At 47.7% G+C, this 24,824-nt stretch carries 20 protein-coding genes; 10 read left to right on the forward strand and 10 right to left on the reverse strand.

The annotated features are described in order from the left end of the window. Positions 1–78: 78 nt before the first annotated feature. Together ATB78_RS06875 and ATB78_RS06880 are read right to left on the reverse strand one after the other, a co-directional pair. The gene (locus ATB78_RS06875; protein WP_061008182.1) at positions 79–1,611 is read right to left on the reverse strand and encodes an aldehyde dehydrogenase (NADP(+)); all 1,533 of its coding nucleotides are present in this window, start codon (positions 1,609–1,611) and stop codon (positions 79–81) included. An 18-nt stretch (positions 1,612–1,629) separates the two neighbouring features. Further along, the gene (locus ATB78_RS06880; protein ID WP_061008183.1) at positions 1,630–2,631 is read right to left on the reverse strand and encodes a 4-hydroxyproline epimerase; all 1,002 of its coding nucleotides are present in this window, start codon (positions 2,629–2,631) and stop codon (positions 1,630–1,632) included. 110 nt (positions 2,632–2,741) lie between these two features. Between ATB78_RS06880 and ATB78_RS06885 the strand changes: the two genes are divergently transcribed. From ATB78_RS06885 to tsgA, 9 genes are all read left to right on the forward strand, one after another. After that, a complete protein-coding gene (locus ATB78_RS06885) occupies positions 2,742–3,998 on the forward strand; it encodes an FAD-dependent oxidoreductase (RefSeq protein ID WP_061008184.1) in 1,257 nt (418 codons plus the stop codon). A 121-nt stretch (positions 3,999–4,119) separates the two neighbouring features. After that, entirely contained in the window at positions 4,120–5,193 is a 1,074-nt protein-coding gene (locus ATB78_RS06890) for an ABC transporter substrate-binding protein (protein ID WP_061008185.1), read from the forward strand. A gap of 93 nt (positions 5,194–5,286) precedes the next feature. Then, positions 5,287–6,258 carry an ornithine cyclodeaminase family protein gene (locus tag ATB78_RS06895; protein ID WP_061008186.1) on the forward strand — a complete coding sequence of 324 codons (972 nt, stop codon included), beginning with the start codon at positions 5,287–5,289 and terminating at the stop codon, positions 6,256–6,258. Positions 6,259–6,314: 56 nt separating this feature from the next. Further along, entirely contained in the window at positions 6,315–7,229 is a 915-nt protein-coding gene (locus tag ATB78_RS06900) for a dihydrodipicolinate synthase family protein (RefSeq protein WP_009705942.1), read from the forward strand. Positions 7,230–7,303: 74 nt separating this feature from the next. Continuing rightward, positions 7,304–8,437 (forward strand): ABC transporter ATP-binding protein, encoded by a 1,134-nt coding sequence (locus tag ATB78_RS06905; protein WP_061008187.1) that lies wholly within the window; start codon positions 7,304–7,306, stop codon positions 8,435–8,437. Next, entirely contained in the window at positions 8,434–9,714 is a 1,281-nt protein-coding gene (locus tag ATB78_RS06910; protein WP_061008188.1) for an ABC transporter permease, read from the forward strand. The genes ATB78_RS06905 and ATB78_RS06910 overlap by 4 nt, the downstream gene beginning before the upstream one ends. Before the next feature lie 2 nt (positions 9,715–9,716). Beyond that, positions 9,717–10,565 (forward strand): ABC transporter permease, encoded by an 849-nt coding sequence (locus ATB78_RS06915; RefSeq protein ID WP_061008189.1) that lies wholly within the window; start codon positions 9,717–9,719, stop codon positions 10,563–10,565. Positions 10,566–10,789: 224 nt separating this feature from the next. Beyond that, positions 10,790–11,497: a purine-nucleoside phosphorylase gene (gene deoD, locus ATB78_RS06920; RefSeq protein WP_061008190.1), complete on the forward strand. Its 708-nt coding sequence runs from the start codon at positions 10,790–10,792 to the stop codon at positions 11,495–11,497. A gap of 86 nt (positions 11,498–11,583) precedes the next feature. Next, positions 11,584–12,750 (forward strand): MFS transporter TsgA, encoded by a 1,167-nt coding sequence (tsgA, locus tag ATB78_RS06925; RefSeq protein ID WP_041055627.1) that lies wholly within the window; start codon positions 11,584–11,586, stop codon positions 12,748–12,750. Between the two features lie 68 nt (positions 12,751–12,818). Here tsgA and ATB78_RS06930 read toward each other — a convergent pair whose 3' ends face one another. Both ATB78_RS06930 and ATB78_RS06935 read right to left on the reverse strand, forming a co-directional pair. Then, the gene (locus tag ATB78_RS06930; protein WP_005439924.1) at positions 12,819–13,493 is read right to left on the reverse strand and encodes a Crp/Fnr family transcriptional regulator; all 675 of its coding nucleotides are present in this window, start codon (positions 13,491–13,493) and stop codon (positions 12,819–12,821) included. Positions 13,494–13,502: 9 nt separating this feature from the next. After that, the gene (locus ATB78_RS06935; RefSeq protein WP_061008191.1) at positions 13,503–13,931 is read right to left on the reverse strand and encodes a hypothetical protein; all 429 of its coding nucleotides are present in this window, start codon (positions 13,929–13,931) and stop codon (positions 13,503–13,505) included. Between the two features lie 305 nt (positions 13,932–14,236). On the opposite strand from ATB78_RS06935, the gene ATB78_RS06940 reads away from it, so the two are divergent. Further along, a complete protein-coding gene (locus tag ATB78_RS06940; RefSeq protein ID WP_061008192.1) occupies positions 14,237–16,681 on the forward strand; it encodes a collagenase in 2,445 nt (814 codons plus the stop codon). Between the two features lie 427 nt (positions 16,682–17,108). On the opposite strand, the gene ATB78_RS06945 is transcribed toward ATB78_RS06940, so the two are convergent. The 6 genes from ATB78_RS06945 to ATB78_RS06970 form a co-directional block, all read right to left on the reverse strand. Beyond that, positions 17,109–18,905: an aminopeptidase P family protein gene (locus ATB78_RS06945; RefSeq protein WP_061008193.1), complete on the reverse strand. Its 1,797-nt coding sequence runs from the start codon at positions 18,903–18,905 to the stop codon at positions 17,109–17,111. Continuing rightward, positions 18,902–19,897: an oligopeptide/dipeptide ABC transporter ATP-binding protein gene (locus ATB78_RS06950; protein WP_061008194.1), complete on the reverse strand. Its 996-nt coding sequence runs from the start codon at positions 19,895–19,897 to the stop codon at positions 18,902–18,904. Before ATB78_RS06950 ends, ATB78_RS06945 begins: the two co-directional genes overlap by 4 nt. Positions 19,898–19,906: 9 nt before the next feature. After that, positions 19,907–20,890, reverse strand: coding sequence for an oligopeptide/dipeptide ABC transporter ATP-binding protein (locus ATB78_RS06955; RefSeq protein WP_061008195.1), 984 nt, complete (start codon positions 20,888–20,890; stop codon positions 19,907–19,909). 9 nt (positions 20,891–20,899) lie between these two features. Next, positions 20,900–21,832, reverse strand: coding sequence for an ABC transporter permease subunit (locus ATB78_RS06960; protein ID WP_061008196.1), 933 nt, complete (start codon positions 21,830–21,832; stop codon positions 20,900–20,902). A gap of 9 nt (positions 21,833–21,841) precedes the next feature. Then, positions 21,842–22,762 carry an oligopeptide ABC transporter permease OppB gene (gene oppB, locus ATB78_RS06965; RefSeq protein WP_005439957.1) on the reverse strand — a complete coding sequence of 307 codons (921 nt, stop codon included), beginning with the start codon at positions 22,760–22,762 and terminating at the stop codon, positions 21,842–21,844. Between the two features lie 164 nt (positions 22,763–22,926). After that, entirely contained in the window at positions 22,927–24,537 is a 1,611-nt protein-coding gene (locus ATB78_RS06970; RefSeq protein WP_061008197.1) for a peptide ABC transporter substrate-binding protein, read from the reverse strand. Between the last annotated feature and the right edge of the window lie 287 nt (positions 24,538–24,824).

A 24,824-nucleotide genomic window follows, 5' to 3' on the forward strand; every position in this document is an offset into this window, starting at 1 on the left:
TAAGCCAACTGCAAGCGAAGGTTTTGAGATGTGGCGTGAAATAAAAGGCACCAACTGGTGCCTTTTTGAGCCAATAACTTAACTGTGAGCTACTTTGCCATCTACTGCGCGCGCGATCTCCAATGGATTTTCTGCTTTTAACGAATCGGGCAGTAAGCTTTCTGGTAACGCTTGATAAGCCACCGGACGTAGCCAGCGGTGAATGGCTTCTGCACCAACAGAAGTAGAAGCTGAATTTGTCGATGCAGGATATGGACCGCCATGCACCATGGCATAACCGACTTCTACGCCTGTCGGCCAGCCATTAAATACCAGTCGTCCGGCAATCTCTTCCAAACGAGGGATGAGCTGCGATACTTGTGGGTAATCTTCTTCCGTTGCATGAATTGTCGCGGTTAGCGATCCTGCCAGCGTTTCACTGAGCGAAAGCATATCTGCCACATCTTCACAAACGACGATCAACGATTGTGGACCAAAAATCTCTTCTTCCCACGCAGGATGTTTGCGCCAGTTTTTACTGCTTGTAACAAAGAGAGCCGAGGCAACACAAGGGGACTCCGCTTGAGAAAAAGTGACGTCAATTCCGTCGTCAGAGCCTCGGCTGATGACCTGTGATTGGTAACTATCACGGATTCCAGGAGTAAGTAGAGTAGAAGGAGATTGCTGTCGAATAAGGGCTTGCGCGGTTTCAATAAACGCTTGTGTTTCCGGTGTGTTCAGCGCAAACACTACGCCAGGTTTCGTACAAAATTGCCCACATCCCATGGTCATTGAGGCAACAAATTGCTCCGCTAAATCTGCTTTGGTTCTCATCGCAGAAGGGAAAATAAACGTCGGGTTAATCGCACCAAGTTCACCATAGAACGGGATTGGCTCAGGTCGCTGCTGCGCTAGGTTGAACAGGGCGCGTCCACCACCAACCGATCCAGTAAAGCCCACCGCTTTAATTTCAGGATGGCTGACCAGAGCTTGTCCTAAAGCACGCTGATTTCCTTGCAGCAAGGTGAAAGTCGCTTGTGGTAGCTGCTCTTGTTTCAGCGCTTGCTCGATACACTCTGCAACGATTTGGCTTGTACCTGGGTGCGCAGTATGACCTTTTACAATCACCGGGCAACCTGCCGCCAGGGCAGAAGCAGTATCTCCACCAGCAGCAGAGAAAGCCAAAGGGAAGTTGGATGCACCAAATACCGCGACAGGACCAAGTGCAATTTGTTGGCGACGAATATCTGGCTTAGGTAACGGGGCACGAGTTGGGTCTGGCGTATCAAGAATGACTTGGTGATAACTGCCAGAACTAACTACGTCAGCGAATAAGCGAAGTTGATTCGCTGTGCGATCGATTTCTCCTGTCAGACGTGCTTCGGGAAGCGCCGTTTCTAAATGGGAACGGGCGATAATGTCATCACTTCTTGCTTCTAATTCACTGGCAATCGTGCGAAGCAGGCTAGCGCGCTTGCTGTTACTTAAGCGACGAAAATCACGCGAGACTTTTGCCGCTGCAGTAGCGGCTTGATTGACCTCAACTTCCGTATGAACAGGAAAAGCTAAAGGGAGCGCCTCACCGGTAAAGGCGTTGGTCGCGTAAAAAACGTTGTCGGTTTGCGGGTTCATTGTGATTCCTTACTGTCCTTATTTCACTTCAAATCCATACGCGTATGGGTCTTCGTCATCCACCCAAATGGTGTTGTGTCCATACACTTGCGCCCAACCTTCGATGCTAGGCAAAATGGCTGCTCGCCCGTTCACTTCAGTGACGCCTTCAATACGTCCGTTAAACAGGCTGCCGATAATACTTTCGTGGACAAAGTCCTCACCTTGTTTGAGTTTGCCTTTGGCATGCCACTGCGCCATACGGGCACTGGTGCCTGTGCCGCAAGGGGAGCGGTCAAGGGCTTTGTCGCCATAAAACACCGCGTTGCGAGCGGTTGCGTTTTCATTAGTAGGGCTACCCGTCCAAAGCACGTGAGAGACACCACACACGGTTGGATCGTCTGGATGCACACATTCCACCGCTTTTGAAACCGCTTCACGAACTCGGGGGGAGAGCATCAAAATCTCATCAGGCGAATAGTGCTCAAGACCGGCATAGTTGGTTTGTGGGTCTACAATCACGTAGTAGTTGCCTCCATAAGAAACATCGACAGTGATTTCTCCCAGTCCTTCTACTTCAACGGTGACATCTTGATGAGCAAGGTAAGCAGGAACGTTAAAGATCTTAACTGACGTGACCTTGTCACCTTTTGTTTGGTAATGTACTTCGATTTGTCCAGCAGGGACGTCAAGGATCAAACGACCTTCTTCCTTTGGGGTGATCAGCCGATTTTCAATTGCCGTGGTGACCGTGCCTATCGTGCCGTGCCCACACATAGGTAAGCAGCCGCTGGTTTCGATAAACAAAATCGAGGCATCAGCATTGTCATTACAAGGCGGTAAAACAACAGAACCTGACATCATGGAGTGACCACGAGGTTCAAACATCAATGCCTGACGAATCCAATCATAGTGTTCCAAGAAATATTGGCGCTTCTCACTCATGGTATTGCCCTTAAGCGGAGGAACACCGCCTGCCACTAATCGGACAGGGTTGCCACAGGTGTGAGCATCGATACAGAAAAAGGTTCCTTGTCTCATTTTTCGCTCCTTGCTGAAAAAATGGGTTGAATCGAACGGGCTTAATGTTATCGTGATGTAAAATATATTGTATACAATCTGCTTTTTCAAATGTGACTTGGAGCATATTCATGTTGGTCAAGGAAGAAACTGAAAATCAAAATATAGCGATAGTAGGCGCGGGGATCATCGGCTTGGCAATTGGCTTAAAATTGCAACAACAAGGATATCAGGTGACGCTATACGACCCGAATGGCGTGGGAAATGGTTGCTCGAAAGGGAACGCTGGGCACATTGCAACTGAGCAAGTTTTTCCACTCGCAACTCCGGGTCTTATTCCTCAGTTACCTAAGATGTTATTGAACCCAAAAAGTCCTGTTTCTATCCGATGGCAAGATCTCCCTTCCACCATGGGTTGGATGCTTCGATTCTTATCAAAAGCCAAACCTTCTTCGACAGAGCCTTCGACCAACGCCATCAAAAGTCTCAATTCAAGAGCAGTGAAAAGCTGGCAACAGCTGCTCGATTCCATTGAGAAAAAAGACCTGATCAAAATGGATGGCTCGTTATTGACCTTTGAAAGTGAACGGCTGTTCAAACGTTATCAAAGTACGCTGAAAGAGTTAGAAAAACACGGCGTGAAGTATCAAGTTTGGACGCAGAAAACCATTCGTGAAAAGCTTCCAGAAATCAGTCGCCAGATTCGCCATGGTGTGTTTTTTCCTGAAACGGGACACACGTTAGACCCTTATTCCATCTGCATTGAGCTCTATGATGCATTTGAGAAGCAGGGTGGAACCATTGTTAATAAAACGATTGATGCTCTAAGTAAATCGGGGCAAGTGTCGGTGGAATCAAGTCAATATTCATTCGACCGTATCATCGTTGCTGCCGGTGTACATTCCAAGCTTTTAGTGAAGCAATTAACTGGTATCGCAGTGCCCATTCAAGCCGAGCGAGGGTACCACTTAATGATGGATGATAAACGGCAAGCGTTGCCGTTTCCGATCAGCTCTGCCGACCGAAAATTCATCATGACGCCGATGGCGAGTGGGCTGCGTTTAGCGGGAACCGTGGAGTATGCACACGTAGAATCTCCTCCGAATATGAAGCGTGCAGAGATGCTGTATCAGCAAGGCGATGCGATGTTCGAAGGTGGACTAAACCGGCTCAAGCAACAAGAAAAGTGGATGGGAAATCGACCTTCAACAGTGGATTCGTTACCTGTGATTGACCAGATTTGTGAAGGAAAAGTGCTGCTGGCATTTGGGCATCAGCACCTTGGATTAACCCAAGCTGCAATTACCGCCGATCTCATTTTTGAGCTTGTTGAAGGCAAAAGCCCATCGGTTGATCTTTCACCATTTACGCTCAAACGATTCGCTTAAAAAATTTTAAGATTAAATATTGTATAAAATATATTTAATGCTAATGTTAACGAAAATTTAACAATAAGGTGTCCAGCAGCCGTATCCGGATACCTCCAGAAAACGACCAAAGGAGTAAAACATGTCACGAATGACGAAAGCACCACTGGCGATGTTGATTTCAGGAATGCTGTTGGGGACCTCTGCATACGCAGAAGAGAAATTAACGATTGTGTCTTGGGGCGGTGCGTTTACCAAGAGCCAAGTTGAGGCGTACCACAAACCTTTTGTCAAAAAGACGGGCGTTGAGATTGTCTCAGAAGACTTCAGTGGTGGTTTAGCCGAAATCAAAGCGCAAGTAGAAGCCAATAATGTGCGCTGGGATCTGGTATCACTAGACAAGCCAGACATCGTACGCGGCTGTGCAGAAGGGTTGTTAGAGCCTGTTAATCCGAGTATTTTGCCGCCGGGTGCAGATGGCACACCAGCAGAACAAGATTTCATTGAAGGGGCGATTCACGAATGCGCAATCAACTCGATTGTGGTTTCGACCGTACTTGCCGTCAATGAAGAGGCATTCAAAGGTAAAGCCGCACCAAGCAAGTTGACCGACCTTTTTGATTTGCAGAACTTTCCTGGTCGACGTGCGCTACAAAAGCAGCCCCAAGGTAACTTAGAGTGGGCGCTGTTGGCGGATGGCGTGAAGCCTGAAGAGGTTTATGCCTTGCTAGAGACCGAACAAGGGCGCGAGCGAGCATTTGCCAAGCTCGATACCATCAAATCACAAGTGTTGTGGTGGACCACAGGTGCTCAGCCACCACAAATGCTTGCCGACAAAGAAGTGGTAATAGCCTCGGCATTTAACGGTCGTATCCATAATGCCAGACAAGATGAAGGTCAGCCATTTCGCATTATTTGGGATCACCAAATGGGATACATGAACGGCTGGGCGATTCCAAAAGGCAGTGCGCACACCAAGCTAGCGCTTGATTTCATTGCTTTTTCGTCGGGTACCAAGCCTTTAGCTGACCAAGCAAAATACGTTGCCTATGGTCCAACACGCAAGTCGTCATCGGCGCAAGTAAGTCCTGAGATTTTGGCAAACCTGCCTACCGCACCGCAGAACTTTAAAACAGCCTTTTTGATTAATGACGAGTGGTGGTCGGATTATGCCGATGAACTCAATGAAGAGTTCAATACTTGGCTGCTTAATTAGGCGTTAACTCAGTTGAGTGTAACCTCTGAAGGGGTGGGCTTGATAACCAAAAGTTCCGCCTCTGACGTTCCCCTTATTTGCTTTGGAGAAACCATGAACGTTATCGATGCGCAGCAAGTTGCCAAGTGTTTGAGCATGAAGTCATTGATTGAAACGATGCGAGAAACTTATGCCCAGCCTGCTGCTATTCCCCAGCGAAGAGTGATGCCTTTGGAAGAAGGTAAGTATGAAGCATTTGCTTTGCTGCCTGCATGGAACCAAGACTTAATCGCGGTCAAAGCTTTTACCTATTTTCCGCAAAACCCAGCAGATGGCAAAGATACGCTGGCTTCCAAAATCTTGGTGTTCAAAAGAGAAGACGGTCAACCTGTCGCATTGGTCGATGGAAAAGTGCTGACCTTCTGGCGTACAGCGGCGGTGTCTGCGTTAGCTGCGGATTACCTAGCGCGTAAAAACGCTTCTCGGTTGCTGATATGCGGAACTGGTAATTTGGCACCATATTTTGCGTGGGCGTATGCCGCAGTCCGACCGCTTAAACAGGTTTATATTTGGGGACGAAGCTTGGACAAAGCGAAGGCTACCGTCGATCGCATTGTCTCTTCGCCAGAGTATCAATCCTTGCCAATCGAACGTCAGTTTGCGGTGTCGGTGGTTGAGAGCGTTGATGAGACTCTTGAACACGTTGATATTATTAGTTGTGTGACCGCTTCCGCTACACCACTGTTTGATGGTGCAAAGGTTCTACCCGGTACGCATATCGACTTAGTGGGCAATCACGATTCGGATAAACGAGAGTGTGACTCGACAGTTGTGCAGCGCGCACAGGTGTATGTCGATAGCCGCATTAATGTGTTAGCGGAAGCAGGGGATTTACTGATCCCAATCCAAGAGGGCGTGTTTAACGCCGAGCAGATTAAAGGAGAGTTGCCACAGCTTTGCGCCAAAGAAGTGAGAGGGCGTCAGAGTGATGAGGCGATCACCTTATACAAATCGGTGGGCAGTGCCTTAGCCGATTTAGCCGCAGTACAAGCGGTATTGAAAGAAAGCGGCATCAGCCTAGTTTGAGCATTTTCGCTCGCCTTCTAAAATTGCATACAATATACATATAGGGAAGAAAGTTAATGAAAGTAGAATGGAAAGGTGTCTATCCAGCGGTCAGTACTCAGTTTCGTCACGATCAGTCAATTGATTTAGATGCAACACAAACCGTTATCGATAACCAAATTAAGGATGGCGTCAACGGCATCATCTGTTTGGGTACAGTAGGAGAAAACTGCGCCTTGTATCCAGAAGAAAAACGACAGGTATTGCAGGCAGCACAAGAAGTGGTCAATGGTCGTGTACCTTTGATTGCTGGTACGGCAGAGTCCATTACCACTGCAGCGATTGACTATATGCAAGACGCTCAAAAAATCGGTATTGATGGCTGTATGGTGATGCCTGCAATGGTGTACCGCACGTCAGAAAGCGAGACCTTTGATTACTACCGCACTTTGGCGCAAGCAACGCCAGAAATGCCAATCATGATTTACAACAACCCAGTTTCTTACGGTGTGGATGTCAATCTCGACATCATGGCGAAACTGGCTGAATTTGAAAGCATTGTGGCGGTGAAAGAGTCCACCACGGATACGCGCCGCATTACAGAGCTCTACAACCAATTTGACGATCGCTTTACCGTGTTCAGCGGCGTTGATGACATTGCGCTTGAATCACTGATGCTAGGTGCAACAGGCTGGATCTCCGGCTTAACCAACGCATTCCCTGAAGAGTCAGTAGCGATTTACAAGTTGGCAAGTCAAGGTCGTTACGCAGAAGCGTTAGAGATTTACCGTTGGTTCCTACCATTGCTGCGTTTAGACACCATCCCAACTTTGGTTCAGTGCATCAAGCTGGCGGAGCAAGTGTGTGGACGCGGCTCTGAGCAAGTTCGTGCCCCTCGTCAAATCTTGCAAGGCGCAGAGCGTGAACAGGTGATTCAATTGGTCGAGCATGCGCTTGCTACTCGTTTAGACCTAACTAAATACAATTTATAACCAAGCTGCTTAGCAGGGCGTTAACTGACGCTCTGCTTATTCTTGATGTTCAAAAAAGTGAGAGGAGGGAAGCCATGAATTCGGCGAACAAGGACTATGTCAGCTTTCAACACGTTAAGAAAACCTACGATGGCACCAACTTGGTTGTAAAAGATTTCAACTTAGATATTGCCCCTGGTGAGTTTGTCACCATGCTTGGACCTTCCGGCTCTGGCAAAACCACGTGCTTAATGATGCTGGCAGGGTTTGAAACTGCCACTGGCGGCGAAATTTATATTGATGGCGTGCCGGTGAACAACCTTGCTCCGCATAAGCGAGACATCGGCATTGTATTTCAAAACTATGCGCTCTTTCCCCATATGACCATTGCTGAAAACCTTGCCTTCCCGCTGAAGGTTCGCAAGCTCGATAGTGAAACCATTGAGAGTAAAGTGCAAAGCGCATTAGACATGGTGGAACTAGGGCACGTTGCCAGTCGTTATCCCAAGCAGTTATCTGGCGGTCAGCAACAGCGCGTCGCCCTCGCCAGAGCCTTGGTGTTCGAGCCAAAACTTGTGTTGATGGATGAGCCGTTGGGTGCGTTGGATAAGCAGCTTCGCGAGCAAATGCAGATGGAAATAAAGCATCTTCACGAAAAGCTCGGCATCACCATTTTGTACGTGACGCACGATCAAGATGAAGCGCTGACGATGTCTGATCGCATTGCGGTATTTAACCATGGCGAAGTGCAGCAATTAGCGCCGCCAACTGAGTTGTACGAATCGCCAAGCAATGCGTTTGTGGCGCAGTTTATTGGTGAGAACAATCAACTTACCGGTATTGTAAACACGTTAGATGATGCTCGCTGCCAAGTGCAGGTAGGGAAAGCGGCATTCAATGCGAAACCGGTAAGAGTCACAGAGCGAGGGCAGCGCACCATGCTTTCGATTCGACCGGAAAAAATCATCCTTCAGTCTGATGGCGATCAGTGTGATAACCAAGTTTCCGGTATCCTGCGTGAGCTGATTTACCATGGTGATCACTATCGTTTAGTGGTTGACGTTGAGACAGTCGGCAAACTCGTCGTCAAAGTACCAAATGACAACCGCACCCATCTCTCACTTACTCCCGGCGCACAATGCCGCATCGGCTGGCAAAGTGAAGATTGCCACGCCCTTGATTGCTCACAACCTCAACCGCAAACGGAATGTAATGAGGAGGCAGCATGAGTCGAGAGCTAACCTCGTTGGACTCGGTATTGGAAATTGAGCGCCAAGTTCATGAGCAAGAACACGATCTCAAAGCTCAGCTGCAAAAAGCAGAACGGAGAAAAACCATTCGCTCGATCATGCTTACTGTGCCCTTGGTGTGTTTCATTTTGCTCACCTTTGCATTTCCCATCTTAGAAATGCTGTATCGCAGTGTCGACAATCGAGCCATACCACAAGCATTGCCAGAAACAATTCAAGCGCTGGAAAGCTGGGACTATCGCGGTCAGCCGCACCCAGAAGTGATCACTGCGTTTTCTCTTGAGCTATTGGGTTTGTATCAAAGCAAAACGTTGCCAAAAATCGCCAATCGCATGAATATTGAAGTTTCCGGAATGCGCAGCTTAATGATGAAAACCGGAAGAAAGCTATCTCGTCTTGAGTCATTGCCAGCATCGATGACTGAGTTATCTAAGCTAGATAAGCGCTGGGCAGAAACCAAGTATTGGGCGGCGTTTAAGAATCTCAGTGGTGCCATTACATTGAGCCACTATTTAGCGGCATTAGACATGCAAGTGAATGAGTTTGGTGAAATTGAAGCGCAACCAGAAAAACGCCAGATCTACGTCGACCTTTTCTATAAAACCTTTTGGATGTCGGTCTTAATCACGCTCATTTGTTTGGTGATGGCATACCCCGTAGCGTACTTGTTAGCAAACTTACCAGACAAGCGCGCAAACCTATTGTTGATCGTCGTTCTTCTACCATTTTGGACTTCGCTACTTGTTCGAACTACGTCTTGGATTGTGTTGTTGCAAAACCAAGGTGTCATTAATGACTTACTGATTTGGTCTGGCTTAACGTCGGAACGGATTCAAATGATCCATAATACGTTTGGCACCGTGGTATCGATGGTTCACATCCTTTTGCCGTTTATGATTTTACCGCTCTACAGCGTGATGAAGGGCATTAGTCCGACTTATTTCCGCGCGGCTCGTTCACTCGGTGCCACGCCTTTAGTCGCGTTTACCAAAGTTTATATGCCGCTGACGCTACCCGGTATTGGTGCAGGCGCGCTTTTGACCTTCATCCTTTCCATCGGTTTTTACATCACGCCAGCATTGGTGGGTGGACGAAGTGGACAGATGATTTCCAACATGATTGCTTATCACATGCAAACCTCGTTGAACTGGGGCATGGCGGGGGCTTTAGGCGGTCTATTACTGTTTGTGGTTTTAGCGCTGTTTTATGTGTTCAACCGCGTCGTGGGCATTAACAATATCAAGGTAGGAGGGTAATCATGGGTCTGCCGAATTATGCATCCAAAGGTGAGAAAGTTGCCTACGCTGGGTATTTGGTTTTTTGTGGTTTGGTGCTGTTTTTCCTTATCGCACCGATTTTAACCATCATTCCTCTGTCGTTTAATGCTACACCTTATTTTACCTTTACTGAGGGCATGCTGAATCTTGACCCTGAGGCGTATTCAGTGCGATGGTATCAAGAGATGTTCACCAACGAGCAGTGGTTGTTAGCACTCAAAAACAGTACCTTCATCGCTTTGATGGCGACTTTGATTGCTACAGCGCTTGGCACATTAGCGGCACTAGGATTAGCCAGCAGTAATTTGCCGTTTCGCAATGCCATTATGGCGCTACTGATCTCGCCAATGATTGTTCCGGTGATCATCTCGGCGGCAGCTATGTATTTCTTCTATACACGCTTAGGACTGTCCCAGACTTACATCGGCATCATTTTGGCTCACGCTGCACTTGGTACACCGTTTGTGGTGATCACGGTAACGGCAACACTGAGTGGTTTTGACCACTGCTTAGTTAAAGCCGCTGCTAGCCTTGGAGCGAATCCGGTGTATACCTTCAGGCATGTGACGTTTCCTCTAATACGTCCGGGTATGATCTCCGGAGGCTTGTTTGCTTTCGGCACTTCGTTTGATGAAGTGGTGGTCGCGTTGTTCTTAACGGGGGCGGAGCAAAAAACCGTACCAAGGCAAATGTGGTCTGGCATTCGCGAGCAAATCAGTCCGACCATACTTGCCGTCGCGACACTGTTGATTTTTATGTCGGTGTGTCTGCTCGTTACGCTAGAAATACTACGCAGACGAAACGTGCGTATCCGCGGCATTCAAGAATAAATCTGGTTAAAGCAACAAGCCATTTTGCGGTTACCCTGAGCTTTCTCTGCAAAGAATTACTCACTTTTTTGACCGAATGCGCCTCCTTGTGGGCGCTTTTTTCGTTGAATACTGACGCTTTGCTCAGTTATGAGAGCTCGTACTTTCAAACCGGACTTTTGTCCTGAAACTTTGTCCTGCTTCCTCATTATGATTGCGCCATCAGAACGAACGAGGAAAACATTATGACTGCTCATATCGCAGGTTCTGCAGAAGATTTTGCTTCAACTGTTATCATGCCGGGTGATCCGCTACGCGCGAAATACATCGCGGAAACCTACCTAGATGACGCCAAACTGGTTACGGACATTCGTAACATGCTGGGCTACACCGGTTATTACAAAGGTCAGCGCATTTCAGTGATGGGGCACGGCATGGGCATTCCATCAATGGTGCTTTACGGTCACGAACTGATTAATGACTTTGGTGTGAAACGCATCATCCGAATCGGCAGCATCGGCGCGACGCAAAAAGACGTTCACATGCGTGATGTTATCCTAGCCCAAGCGGCAGGCACAGATTCACCGACGAATGCTAAGCGCAGCAGTGGCTACCATATGGCAACGTCTGCAACGTTTGAACTTCTGCATAACGCTTACATGTCAGCGAAAGAGAAGGGCATTGATGTCAAAGTGGGTAACATCTTCACAGGCGATCTTTACTACGATCCGGATGAAGACATGATTCCAGCCCTAGAGCGCTTTGGCGTACTTGGTGTGGATATGGAAGTGGCGGGCTTGTACGGCTTGGCACACCAATTCGGCATTGAATCGCTGGCGGTTTTGACCGTGTCTGATCACTGCATTACTGGCGGAGAAACCACAGCAGAAGAGCGTCAGCTTTCTTTCAACAATATGATTGAAATTGCGCTAGAAACTGCGATTAAAGCTTAACCCTACAATTAAGTTTTCTTTGAGAGCTGGCTCGCTGGCTCTCTCTAATACTAAGAACATCTATCTATGAGCCCTTGGAGTGAATTATGAAAAATAAAATAACACTCACCGCAATTAGCTTTCTCGCTAACTTCATTATGGCGGGTTTTGCGACCCAATTTGGTATGTTGGTTGAACCGCTAGCCAACACCTTTGATGCGAACGTTAACGAAGTCGCATCGATTTTCTCACTGTTAAACGGCGGCGCACTTGCCGGTACTATCGCTGCTTTCTTTTTGATTGAAAAAGTCGGCATCAAACGCATGACGGTACTGTGTTACGGCGCGATTGCCGCTGCGGCACTGAGTCTATACGTTGCGCCTTCTCTGTTTATCGTGATGCTCGGCATGACTGTGATTGGCTTCTGTGGCGGTGTCGGTCTTTGTATCGCGGGTACTATCGTGGTATCGGTATGGAAAGACAAAATTCAAAGCACCATGCTGGTGGTTCAAGACGCGACCTTTAACATTGCAGGCGTCGTTTTCCCATTGATCACCACTTACGCGCTGACGAACGCAATGAACTGGAGCATCAGTTACCTAAGCGTGGGCGTTGTGGCGTTGGCAACCATGTTTGTTGCTTTGCTGACTAACTTTAACCAATGTGGTGGCGAAAGCGGCTCTGAACAAGAAGCAAAATCTGAATGGAACTTCGGCATCATTAGCGGTGGCGTAGGTTTGTTCCTAGGTATGCTAGCGCTGTACACCTTCTTAACTTGGGCGCCAATGTTCGTGAAAGAGAAGTTTGATATTCCATTTGAGCAAGCTGGCAACATCATCACTCAATACTGGTCTGCAGCTCTGGTTGGTGCATTGGTTTCTACCGTGATTGTTTCGCGCATGAAGATTCAAACTTTCCTACTGACTATCATCTCTGTTGCTATGGTGATCACCAGCGTTATCGTCACCACGGACAAACTAGAATGGTTGTCATACCTGACTTACGGTTACGGCTTTGCTTGTGCTGCGCTTTACAATGCTTTCATCGCTTACGGTGTTTCGTTTGTGCGCAATGCAACCAGCAAGAACGTGTCTTACATCTTAATCAGCGGCAGTGCAGGTGCGATGTTCAGCCCAGCTATCAGTTCAGTAATGGAAAGCGTGGTTGGTCTGCAAACCGTGATGTACGCCATCCCAGTTATCTACGCGGTAGTCGTCGCAATGCTGGTGGTTTCAATGAAGTTTAAGACAGTAGAGCAAACGCAAACCGCTTAATTAAAGCGAGCGAATTAAAAAGGTCTGCATTGTGCAGACCTTTTCTCATTGACAAGTGAAGAACTCAGCTATTCTTCGACAAAATTACGCAGTCCGTCCAAGTCGAGAATACGTAATCCTTTCTTTTCTTTAGCGATAAAGCCCTTGTTCTCTAGTTCTTTCACTGCGCGACGATAAACACGATCTGAGGTGGCAAATCGCTCCGCTTCCAGATAGTTCTTTTGGAACCCATCCACTGGCAGATCATTTAAATACTGATGATAAATGTCGTACGCCACGTTATAGGTGATTGGGTAGAGTAATCGGCGAGAAAGAATCTCCACCGTATCTTGATAATCAATCGCGATGGCGCTGGCAAAGTAAAGCGACAGTCGAGGCTGTTCTAACAAGCATTTTTGCAGCTTTTGCGCGTCAATAATCGCAACTTCAACCGGTTCTACCGGAACGATGTCCATTTGGCAGCGGTAGCCAGTAAAGAACTCCATCTCACCAAAGACTTGTTGTTCACATTCAAGCGTGCCAAGCAGAAAGGTTTTGCCGTTTCTTGCCGTGACGCCCATGGAGATACGGCCGGAATCGACCAGATATAAGTTTTCGACGTGTTCACCTTGGGTGAGGAGCTTTTCGTTTTCATCAAAAATTCGGCGCGTACAGATGCAATCTCGGATCGTTTTTTCGATGAGATGCTTATCTTCACTCCATTGCGCCTCGAAGCGTCCTTTACCTAGGGTTTGTAATTGCATCGACGTACCTTAAATGACAATTCCCGCGAGCTCAAAACGTGCCATTAATGGCTTGATCTCTTGCTGATACCAACTTGCTGGCATGTTGGTTTTAAGCTGGGCTTTTTCTTGTTTGCTGATCACAACATAGCGCAAAAATGTGTCGAGTGTGCTCGTCATTATTTCAAAGCTCATGTCGCCATCTTTACTGATGGTTTTTAATAGTCCAACGACCGTATCTTCTGGTATCAATGGTTCGATAACCGCATGTTTGAGCTCGGTAATTGTCTTAGAACAAGGTAGTGAAGCACGGGCAGTTTCCCAACACACTTTATTGGTTTTACTCACGAGGTTGTGTTTGTAGCAGTAATAGCTAAACAAAAAGCGTGACAGGTTCTGCCAGCGCTCAGCTTGGACTTCTAACCAAAGGTGTTGCAGCTCGATATCAGCGTCAGTCATGGGAATGCGTCAGAAAAGGAAAAGAGGGCGTAGTGTAACTTGCTTTTAAATGAACACCAATGCTCGCTTAGATGCATTACCAATAGCTAGTCGACAAACATCAATCAAGCAAATGGATTTTATAAAGTTCGTCTTCTGGCAGATTGAGTACTAGAAACTGAGACCAAAGCTCTTGAATGTTAATGAATTGTTTCTTTTAAAGCTCCAGGCGCTTTATATGAGAGTGCTCTTTGTCGTGAGAAGAGTAAATGGTGATGCCTAAGTGGTAATGGCATTTAAGGAACTCATCATATAGAAGAATAAAGATGGAACTAAAAAATCTCACCGCCGCAATGGCGACCTTCTTTGCTAGTACGAATGCGCTTGCTTTAAGTGAGCCATCGCAGCAAGTCACAGAAATATATCAACATCACGCTCATCAAAACGGTAATGATAGAGCGTTGCCAGATTATGCACCAACTAAGCTGCTTCCCCAGCAACCGAGACCGACCCTTCGTACCCTTTCTACTCGGTCTGCGGAGCAGGCAGCAAACGTGTGTGATGTAGAAGCTTTCACTTCGAACAGTAGCAATGATGTGCTCAACGCAATCAAAACCCAAGGAGCAAGTTGTGTTAATGCGCTTTTCTCAGCCGAGAGTCGAATACAAGAAGCGGCGTTCGAATCTGGGCACATTTACAACATTGCAAAGCACACGACCAATTTAGCGAAAGCCTACGCTGGGGGCGGCAGTGATGAGCTTGAAGCTTTGTTCCTGTATTTACGAGCAGGTTATTACGCTGAGTTTTACAACAGCAAGGTCTCGTTTCTTTCTTGGGTGACCCCTGCAGTAAAAGAAGCCGTCGATGCCTTCGTTAACAATGCGAACTTCTATGAGAACAGTGACCCACATGGCAAGGTGCTCAGTGAAGTCATTATCACTATGGACAGTGCAGGGCTCCAGCATGCCTACCTACCACAGATTACGCAGTGGCTCACTCGCTGGGACAGTCAATACGCTCAGAACTGGTACATGCGTAATGCAGTGAATGGCGTATTTACCATTTTGTTTGGTGGTCAGTGGAATGAGCAATTTGTGCAAACCATTGGCAATCAGACGGAGCTTGTTAAAGCACTAGGGGACTTTGCGCTACGCTCGTCAGCTATCGGTGCCAGTGATGAGTTTATGGCAGCGAATGCTGGTCGTGAGCTAGGACGATTAACCAAATATTCCGGTAGTGCTTCCAGTACAGTGAAAAGCAAACTGACCGAGATCTTTGCTCAATACGAGATGTACGGTAGAGGTGATGCCATTTGGCTTGGCGCTGCCGATACGGTCTCTTATTACGCGGATTGTAGTGACTATGGAATTTGTAACTTTGAGTCCCAGTTGAAAGGTTTGGTGCTTTCTCAATCGTACACATGTAGTCCTACCATTCGTATTTTGTCGCAGAACATGACGCAAGAGCAACACGTCGCGGCTTGTTCGAAGATGGGGTACGAAGAAGGGTATTTCCACACTTCACTTGAGACAGGAAGACAACCTGTTGCGGATGACTACAACACGCAATTGCAGGTCAACATCTTTGATTCAAGCGATGATTACGGCAAATACGCAGGACCGATTTTTAACATCAGTACCAACAATGGGGGAATGTACCTTGAGGGCGATCCATCAACGCCGGGGAACATCCCTAATTTTGTTGCTTATGAAGCGCCTTACGCCAATCCGGATCACTTTGTGTGGAATCTAGAGCACGAGTATGTTCATTACCTTGATGGACGATTTGACCTTTATGGCGGCTTCGGTCATCCAACTGAAAGAATCGTGTGGTGGAGTGAGGGTATTGCCGAATATGTGTCGAAGGAAAACGATAACCAAGTTGCGATAGATACCATCAAAGATGGGTCAACGTTTACGCTCAGCGAGATCTTTGAGACCAGTTATGATGGCTTTGATGTCGATAGAATTTATCGCTGGGGTTACTTGGCGGTTCGATTCATGTTTGAGCGACATAAAGATGACGTAAATCAAATGCTGATAGAAACTCGTCAGGGTAATTGGGCAAATTACAAAGCAACCATTAATCAGTGGGCAATCTTATACCAGAGCGAGTTTGAACAGTGGCAACAAGCTCTTGTTTCTGGTGATGCTCCTAATGCAGTCATAACCGCAAACAGTGAGGGTAAACTCGGTGAAAGCATTACATTTAGCAGTGAAAACAGCACGGATGCAAACGGGAAGATCGTCAGCGTCTTGTGGGATTTCGGTGATGGCACGACCAGCACACAAACCCTGCCGTCGCACCAATATGGCAGTGAAGGGCAGTACACGATCAGCTTAACCGTGACTGATAATGATGGGCTAACGTCAAGTACGACACACAGTCTTACTATTACGGCGCAGGGTGGTTCTGATGCGCTACCACAAGATTGTGCAGTGCAAAGTAAAATCAGTGGTGGACGCTTAACTGCGGGACAAGCGGCGTGTTTGGCGACGCAACAAACCATTTGGTTGAGTATCCCAGCGGTCAATGAGCACACCAGCATGGCAATCACCACGGCAAATGGGGTAGGCGACCTAAAAATTGAGTACAGCAATGATGGTTGGCCAAACGGTTCCAATCACCATGCGTGGTCAGACAATGCGGGTAATGCTGAGTGTATTACCTTGTCCAATCAGCGCAATTACTGGGGGTACGTTAAAGTCTCTGGTGAGTTTGAAAATGCCGCGATTGTAGTGGACTTTGATACCTCAGGTTGTCGTCAGTAAACATTGTTTCTGTTAATTAAGATCAACTGGTCCTAGTAACAACAGAAAATGAAACGCCCAGCACGAGTCTACATTGTGCTGGGCGTTTTTATTCATATTGAATATCGGTTAAGGCTTAGAAGTGCTCCAAGTACTGCCAATCAGCGTCAGAGGTGTTTTGAGCTGGCAACGCGCTGTTCACTCCCGGACGTTTTTGCATAAAGTAACGGCGCGCACTGTTTTCATCGGTATCAATGAAAATAGCGTTCTATAAAAAATGATGTTTCCTATGTATGCGAATGGCATGTTGTTCTAAGAAAAAAGGGATTTGTAGCGAGGATTGAATCAGCGAGAAGAAAAAAGCCAGCCCGAGGACTGGCAATCAAACTAAGTTATTTGAAATTAACAAGAGTTTGAAATGAAAATGAAATTGGAGATGAAGAAAACGCTATTTTTCAACCATCTGGGTTGCACCTTGTAGCCAAGTTTTGTCATGCGCATCTATTGATGGGCTGAGCGCTTTGTAAACCTGCGTGTGATAGTGATTTAACCAATCCACCTCGTCTTGGCTAAGTAAGGTGACATCGAGCATGCTGGTGGCAATCGGGGCGAGGGTAATGGTCTCAAAACCGTAAAATGTGCCAAATTCGTTTTGCTCGACCTCCACGACTTTCATGATGTTCTCGATACGAACGCCGTATTCACCTTCGCGATATACGCCCGGCTCGTTGGTGATCACCATGCCTGGTTTCAGTTCCACTTCGCGATGGCTTTGCGAAAAGTTTTGTGGACCCTCATGAACATTTAAGCAAATGCCAACGCCATGTCCCGTGCCGCATTTATAATCGATGCCATGCTGCCACAACACACCGCGAGCCATGATGTCGAGATTGGCACCCGTAGAGCCTTTCATAAATCGAGTCTGAGTCAGTCGGATGACCGCTTTGAGCACTAAGGTGTAGTCTTTGCGCTGTTTAATGGTCGGTGACCCGAAATGGAAAGTACGGGTGATATCTGTAGTGCCGCCAAGGTACTGACCGCCAGAGTCGACAAGAAAGAAGTTGGTCTCGTTGATGACGGTATTGCTTTCTTCATCGGCAGCGTAGTGCATTTTGGCACCATGGGCAGCAAAGCCTGCGATGGTGCGAAAACTGTCGCTCACATAATGGCGAGTTTGACGGCGATAACTTTTTAACTGCGCCTCAGCAGACAATTCAGTAACAAGCCCACTTGGGACTTGGTCTTCTAGCCAACTCATGAACCGCACTACTGCCACACCATCGTCCTTCAATGACTGCTCGAGATTGGCTAGCTCGGTCGGGTTTTTGCTGGCTTTCATGTCGGTGACCGGGCAAGCCATTGGCTTTAGTGAAACGTTTTGCTCAATTGCACTGACTAATAAACTGTCGGTGTAGCTTGGGTTAAACGCGAGAGATAGCCCTTCACATTGCTGATTCAAATATTGGCTCACGTAGTCGTAATGACGAACGCTGACACCTTGCTCGTTGAGTTGTTTTTCTATCTCAGCTGGTAACTTCGCTTTGTCGATACATGCGGTAGCGCGCGATTTTTCCACAACAAGATACGCTTCAGATACCGGGCAGTAAGGAGTATCTGCACCGCGAATGTTTAGCGTCCACATTACATCGTCTAACGTGGACACTAACAAACTGTCAACGCGGTTGTCGCCAAGCCAAGCGCGAAGGTCTGCCAGCTTTTGCTTGGTCTCTATGCCGGCAAAGGCGACAGGGTGCTCAAAGATTTTCTCAGCTGGTCTGCTAGGGCGGTCATGCCAGATCGGTGTCAGTAAGTCGAGGTCGAGGATAATCTGGATGTTTTTAGGCTCAAGCGCTTGTTTGAGTTCTTGGTAAAATGCATAGCTGATAGAGCGCCCATCTACCGCGATGGTACTGCCGGCTTCTAACGTGCTGGCTAACCATTTTGGAATGCTTGGCGTCTCTGGTTGACGAGCTTTAAATAGGTTGAGTCCAGTACCATGAAGCTGTTCTTCGGCTTGAATGTAGTAACGACCATCGGTCCATAATCCACCGCCTTGAGTGGTAATTACAACGTTGCCTGCCGAGCCGGTAAAACCAGAAATCCATGTTCGACCAGCCCAATGATCCGCAGAGTATTCACTATTGTGAGGATCGTTATTCGTTACGATATAAGCTGCAACATTATAAGTTGCCATCGCATCTCGCAGCGATGAAAGGCGTTGATTTACCGAGTTTGTTGTATTCATGAAAGACTTCCTGAAATCATGTTTGAACAATAGATATGATGTTGCTCAGAGCCAATTTTTGCAGGGCGTTGCTGCCCGCAGAGTTGGGTTGCTTCTGGGCATCGGGTTCGAAAGACGCAACCGCTCGGAGGGCTGAGCGGGGAAGGGAGATCGCCGGGCAGCAATTGGATCTCGCGGTTGCGTGCTAATTGAGGGTTGGCGATTGGCACAGCAGAGAGCAGCGCTTTGGTATAAGGGTGCTGCGCATCATCAAATACTTGGTCGTAACGTCCGACCTCCATCGGCTTACCCAGATACATCACCATTACGCGATCACTAATATGACGTACCACGCTGAGGTCGTGGGCAATCATTACCAGTGTTAGTCCCATTTCTTGTTTGAGGTCATCGAGTAGATTGATCATTTGCGCCTGAATGGACACATCAAGTGCGCTCACGGGTTCATCACACACCACCAAGTCAGGATTAAGAATCAAAGCTCGTGCGATGCCGACACGTTGACACTGCCCGCCAGAAAACTCATGCGGGTAGCGGTTACGCTGGCTTGCGAGCAGTCCTACTTTGTCCATCATGGCGATGACTCGCTTTTCAACTTCGGCACGTTTGAGCCTTGGTTCGTGCGTTAGTAGTGGTTCGGCAACACATTCTGAAATGGTTAAGCGCGGGTTTAAGCTGGCTGATGGATCCTGAAATATCATCTGGAATTCGCGACGACGAAGGGCGAGTGCGTTTTTGCCAAAACCACGCATATCTTCACCTTTCCACGTCAGGGTGCCATGTGTCGGCTCAACCAAACGAAGTAGGGCGCGCGCCAATGTGGACTTTCCGCAACCGGATTCGCCGACAATGCCGAGGGTTTCGCCTCGGTACACATCTAAGTCAATGCCGTTCACCGCTTTGACGATCTTTCTTCGACTAGGAATGATATGGCGCGATACTGGAAAGTGGACTTTCAGGTCGCGGGCAGACAGTAACACTTCTTGCTGGGTCATAACGTTTCCTTAAGCCGATTGATGAATAAGAGAAATACTGCCTTGCGCTTTGACATGACAGGCGATGGATTGGCGCCCGGTAACGGGAGCGAACCGAAGCGTTTCTGTTTGGCAACGTGGTTCACGATAGTCACAGCGCTCTCTAAACGGGCAGCCCTTGTGATTGATCAGAGCGCTCGGCGGGTTACCGGCAATGGTTGGCAAACGAGGCATATCTTCTGTAATCGATGGGATCGCCTTTAGAAGCCCTTGTGTATAAGGGTGAGCTGGCTGGGCGAACAAGGTGTCCGTATCGGCTTGTTCCATTTTCTGTCCGCCGTACATGACTAAAACTCGGTCGCACATTTCAGCGACTACGCCCATATCGTGAGTGATGAGCAAAATGGCGGTGTTGAACTCTTGTTGTAACTCGCGCAATAGCGTCAGGATTTGCGCTTGTACTGTTACGTCGAGTGCGGTTGTGGGCTCATCGGCAATAAGCAGTTCCGGTTTACACAGTAATGCCATGGCAATCATCACACGTTGGCGCATACCGCCAGAAAGCTCGTGTGGATATTGGTTCATGCGCGTTTCCGGAGAAGGGATACGCACTGCATCCAACATCTGTATGGATTCTGCTATGGCCTGTTTTCGGCTCATTCCTTTGTGCACCATCAGCACTTCACTAAGCTGTTTGCCAATCTTCATAAATGGGTTAAGAGAGGTCATCGGATCTTGAAAGATCATGCCGATTTTCTCTGCGCGAATGCGGTTTAGTTGCTTCTTCGACATCGCGAGTAAGTTCTCGCCATGAAAACGCGCTTCGCCCGAGACGTTCCCGTTATCAGCTGTTAGCCCCATTAGCGCAAACACCGATTGGCTCTTGCCTGAGCCGGACTCGCCAACGATACCTAGCGTTTCTCCCGCTTGAATCGTGTAGGAGAGGTTGCTGACCGCTTGCACTTGTCCGTCTGGCGTATCGAAGCGCACGTTCATGTTTTCAATTGATAGCATGGGAAGTCCTTATCGATCTTTCGGGTCAAGGGCGTCGCGTAAGCCATCGCCGATGAAGTTAAAACAAAACAGGGTTGCGACCAAAAACAGCGATGGGAAAAGTAGCATCCACAATGCCACGTCGATGGTTTTTGCGCCTTCTGAAATCAAGATTCCCCAACTGGTGTCTGGCGGTTGAACACCTAAGCCTAAGAAGCTCAAGAAGGATTCAAACATGATGAAGCCGGGCACCATTAAGGAGGAGTAGACCATCACGATCCCAAGCACGTTTGGCAACACATGACGGCGCACAATGGTGAATTTAGATACGCCAATGGAGTGTGCTGCTTCAATAAATTCGCGCTTTTTGATGCCGAAGGTTACGCCCCGTACCACTCGGGCAATACCTAACCATGAGACCATGCCAATCACGATAAAGATCAGATAGATGTTGTTGCCAAATAAGGTTACGAACAGGATGACCATGAACATAAATGGCACTGAGTCGAGCACTTCGATGATACGCATCATTACGCTGTCTACCACGCCACCTAGATAGCCGGAAATACTGCCCCAAATGGTGCCAATCACAACGGCAACCAAGGCACCAACAAAGCCAACCAAAATCGACAGGCGACCACCTTGCATCGTGCGGGCAAACAGGTCTTGTCCTAGGTCGTCGGTACCAAAATAGTGCCCGCTGCTCAAAGAGGGTTTCCCTAACTCGTACGGGTCAGCAAGGATGTTCCAATCAATCTCATCATGTCCAAAGGCAGCAAGTGAAGGACCAAAGGTGATACACAAGATGATGAACGCAAGCACGTAAACGGAGGTCATTGCCGCACGATTTCTGCGAAAGCGAGTCCACGCGTCTTGCCACAGACTGCGACCTTCTACGGCCTCGATATTATTAACAACTCGGTCTTGTAAGGATTGAGTATCCAGCTTTTTAATCGATAACATGCTCGGCTCCTAAACTCGGATACGCGGGTCGATAACGGTGTAGAGCAAGTCGACCACAAGGTTGAAAAAGATCGTCAGTGAAGCAACGATGAGAGTAATACCCATGACTAAGCCGTAATCGCGATTCAGTGCGCCGGAGACAAAGTGTTGCCCCATACCGCCAGTACCAAAAAAGATATCGATGATGACCGAACCTGTGACAACCGAGACGAAAGCTGGACCGAGCATGGCGACGACGGGGATCAATGACGGTCGCAGTGCATGGTGGAACAAGATGTATGCGGTCGATAACCCTTTGGCTTTTGCAGTACGAATATAAGGTTGATTCAGTGTTTCAATCATGGCGCCGCGCATAACACGAGCAATACTGGCGATAGAGCCAATCGCAAGACTTAGCACTGGCAGAACGAGAAAAGCGAGTTGTCCTCCTTCCCAACCACCGGCAGGTAGCCAACCTAAATGAATCGCAAATATCGTCACCAATACTGGCGCGAGGACGAAAGCTGGCACAACAACACCCGTCATGGAAAGGGTCATCAACCCGTAATCTAAGCGGCTATTGCGTTTTAACGCAGCAATGGTGCCGAGCAACATACCAAGTGGTACGGAGATACAAAAAGACAGAACGCCGAGCAGGGCAGAGACCGGCCAAGATTGAGCGACCAACTGAGTCACCGTAAAGTCTTGATAGACAAAGCTTGGTCCTAAATCGCCTTGAGCGAAGTTGGTAATATAAATCCAGAACTGAACCAAAAATGGTTCGTCGAGGTGAAATTTGGCTTCGATGTTAGCGCGAACCACTTCCGGCATAGGACGCTCCATGTCAAACGGTCCGCCGGGTGCGATATGCATCAACCAAAAAGAGACCAAAGCGATAAACAACAACGTCGGAATCGCGATGGCTAATCGTCTGAGAATGTACCAAATCATGATCCATCATCCTTTGGTCATTCGACGTCACATGTCGTCACGTCGAGAAAGAGAAAAAAATTGGCCTGAGCTCATCACCGAGAGAAGAGAAGTTCGACACGATATGCCATGTACTCGCAATGTCAGTGCGTGTTACCGAGCCGACTCAGGCCGAAAGCATGCCATTAGTGGACTTTCACATAGACATTCTTGCGGTAGTACGAGGACTCGGGGTTAGTACGCTCGTAGCCACCAACATAAGGCTTGATCAAATATTGATCGTTGCCTGGACGGTAAACCGGGATAATCGCCATATCTTCAATCAGCATGCTTTCTGCTTGTAGATACAGCTTTGAGGGATCATTCATGGTTTTAGAACGTGACATCAACTCATCATATTTGGGATTGTTGTAGCGTGAATCGTTATACTCGCCATTGGAGACGAAGATATCGAGCCATGTTGAAGCTTCGTTGTAGTCTGCGGTCCATCCGCCACGAGTGATTTCAGTTGGCTCTTTTAATGCGTAGAACACTTTAGGCTCGAGTTGTTTGATGGTGATTTGCGCGCCTAAGCGGCTTTTCCACATGCCGGCCATTGCTGTCGCCATTCTCACGTCTTTAGAGAAGGTAGGAACAGTAAAAGTGAGTTTGAGTGGATTCGCTTTGTTATAACCAGCTTCTGCTAATAAGCGTTTGGCTTTGTCGATACGCTGATTCGTTGTCCATGTCGCGTATTCGGGAGTGTGTGATTGAAAGCCATCGGTTTGTGGCGGCACTAAGGTAAACATCGGGATACCACCGTTTCTTAAAATCGCGTCGGTTAAGATCTTGCGATCAATGGCATAGGATAGGGCTTGTCGAACACGCAGGTCTTTGGTTGGACCCTGCTGGGTGTTGAGGTAATAAAACGTCGAGCCAAGTGACGCACTGGTGTCTGCGACTTCTTGTGGCAGCTTGGTGAGCAGCTTTTTCTTTTGCGCAGAAGGAATCGACATCACTTGGTCTATTTCCCCCGCTAAATAGCGATTAAGCACAACATTGGCATCACCAATCGGCAGCCACGTGATTTTATCCAACACGACGTTGCTTGCGTCCCAATAATATGGATTTTTCACCATCACCATTTTTTCGTTTACCTTCCACTCAGAAACGGTAAACGCGCCATTAGTAACAATGTGTTTTGGTTGCGTCCAGTTGCTGCCGTATTTTTCAACCGTGGCTTGATGCACTGGAGCAAGAACCGGATGGCTAAGCAGCTTGATAAAAAATGGAATTGGCTTTTCAAGCGTCACTTGGAAGGTTTTGTCGTCTAGCGCTTTTACGCCAAGTGTTTGCGGTGTTGCTTCGCCTTTCACAATGGCTTGTGAGTTTTGGATGTTTGGAATCGCGGCAAACCAAGCGTAAGGGGAAGCCGTATTGGGGTCGAGTAGACGCTGCCAACTGTAGACAAAGTCTTGTGCAGTGACATTGTCACCATTCGACCATTTCGCATCACGAAGCTGGAATGTGTAGACCGTATTGTTGTCGTTCACCGACCAAGATTTCGCAACGCCGGGAATGGTTTTTCCTTGTTTGTCTTGAATGGTTAACCCTTCGAACAAGTCTCGACCAAGGTTAAATGCGGGCTCAGCTGCTTGTTTCGCCGGATCGATAGACGTCACTTCTGCACCGTTATTAAGAGTGATCTCTTGTGCTTCAGCGAGTGTCACGCCCGATGGGTACGGCACGGCATAAGTCGGAGCCGCAAACATTGGGCTCATCACAGATGCCAACAAAAGTAGCTTAGGTAGTTTCATCCTTTCCTCACTCGATTCATCCTTGAAGGTGAGTTGAATGTATATTGTATAAATTGTTCAGACAATCGAGTTTTAACATACCTGTAACAGGGTGTTAGAAGCTGAGCTTTTTGGTATCAAAAAGTGAGCCAGTAGAATTTCAATTCGTGAATTTATGCCGACTTGGCACAGTCAGATTATCTGGTAAGAAGGCAGGTCAAAGAGAGAATGAAGAGAATAAAGCGAATAGAAACGAAAAATCCCCTTCATGCGCGAAGCAAGAAGGGGATCAGCATTAGCGTTTCAAA

The sequence above is a fragment of the Vibrio sp. CUB2 genome (assembly GCF_001557945.1).
GTDB lineage: Bacteria > Pseudomonadota > Gammaproteobacteria > Enterobacterales > Vibrionaceae > Vibrio > Vibrio owensii.

Coding starts and splice junctions, on each gene's coding strand:
- ATB78_RS06875 (WP_061008182.1), bottom strand. CDS start 1,611: ATGAACCCGCAAACCGACAACGTTTTTTACGCGACCAACGCCTTTACC.
- ATB78_RS06880 (WP_061008183.1), bottom strand. CDS start 2,631: ATGAGACAAGGAACCTTTTTCTGTATCGATGCTCACACCTGTGGCAAC.
- ATB78_RS06885 (WP_061008184.1), top strand. CDS start 2,742: ATGTTGGTCAAGGAAGAAACTGAAAATCAAAATATAGCGATAGTAGGC.
- ATB78_RS06890 (WP_061008185.1), top strand. CDS start 4,120: ATGTCACGAATGACGAAAGCACCACTGGCGATGTTGATTTCAGGAATG.
- ATB78_RS06895 (WP_061008186.1), top strand. CDS start 5,287: ATGAACGTTATCGATGCGCAGCAAGTTGCCAAGTGTTTGAGCATGAAG.
- ATB78_RS06900 (WP_009705942.1), top strand. CDS start 6,315: ATGAAAGTAGAATGGAAAGGTGTCTATCCAGCGGTCAGTACTCAGTTT.
- ATB78_RS06905 (WP_061008187.1), top strand. CDS start 7,304: ATGAATTCGGCGAACAAGGACTATGTCAGCTTTCAACACGTTAAGAAA.
- ATB78_RS06910 (WP_061008188.1), top strand. CDS start 8,434: ATGAGTCGAGAGCTAACCTCGTTGGACTCGGTATTGGAAATTGAGCGC.
- ATB78_RS06915 (WP_061008189.1), top strand. CDS start 9,717: ATGGGTCTGCCGAATTATGCATCCAAAGGTGAGAAAGTTGCCTACGCT.
- deoD (WP_061008190.1), top strand. CDS start 10,790: ATGACTGCTCATATCGCAGGTTCTGCAGAAGATTTTGCTTCAACTGTT.
- tsgA (WP_041055627.1), top strand. CDS start 11,584: ATGAAAAATAAAATAACACTCACCGCAATTAGCTTTCTCGCTAACTTC.
- ATB78_RS06930 (WP_005439924.1), bottom strand. CDS start 13,493: ATGCAATTACAAACCCTAGGTAAAGGACGCTTCGAGGCGCAATGGAGT.
- ATB78_RS06935 (WP_061008191.1), bottom strand. CDS start 13,931: ATGACTGACGCTGATATCGAGCTGCAACACCTTTGGTTAGAAGTCCAA.
- ATB78_RS06940 (WP_061008192.1), top strand. CDS start 14,237: ATGGAACTAAAAAATCTCACCGCCGCAATGGCGACCTTCTTTGCTAGT.
- ATB78_RS06945 (WP_061008193.1), bottom strand. CDS start 18,905: ATGAATACAACAAACTCGGTAAATCAACGCCTTTCATCGCTGCGAGAT.
- ATB78_RS06950 (WP_061008194.1), bottom strand. CDS start 19,897: ATGACCCAGCAAGAAGTGTTACTGTCTGCCCGCGACCTGAAAGTCCAC.
- ATB78_RS06955 (WP_061008195.1), bottom strand. CDS start 20,890: ATGCTATCAATTGAAAACATGAACGTGCGCTTCGATACGCCAGACGGA.
- ATB78_RS06960 (WP_061008196.1), bottom strand. CDS start 21,832: ATGTTATCGATTAAAAAGCTGGATACTCAATCCTTACAAGACCGAGTT.
- oppB (WP_005439957.1), bottom strand. CDS start 22,762: ATGATTTGGTACATTCTCAGACGATTAGCCATCGCGATTCCGACGTTG.
- ATB78_RS06970 (WP_061008197.1), bottom strand. CDS start 24,537: ATGAAACTACCTAAGCTACTTTTGTTGGCATCTGTGATGAGCCCAATG.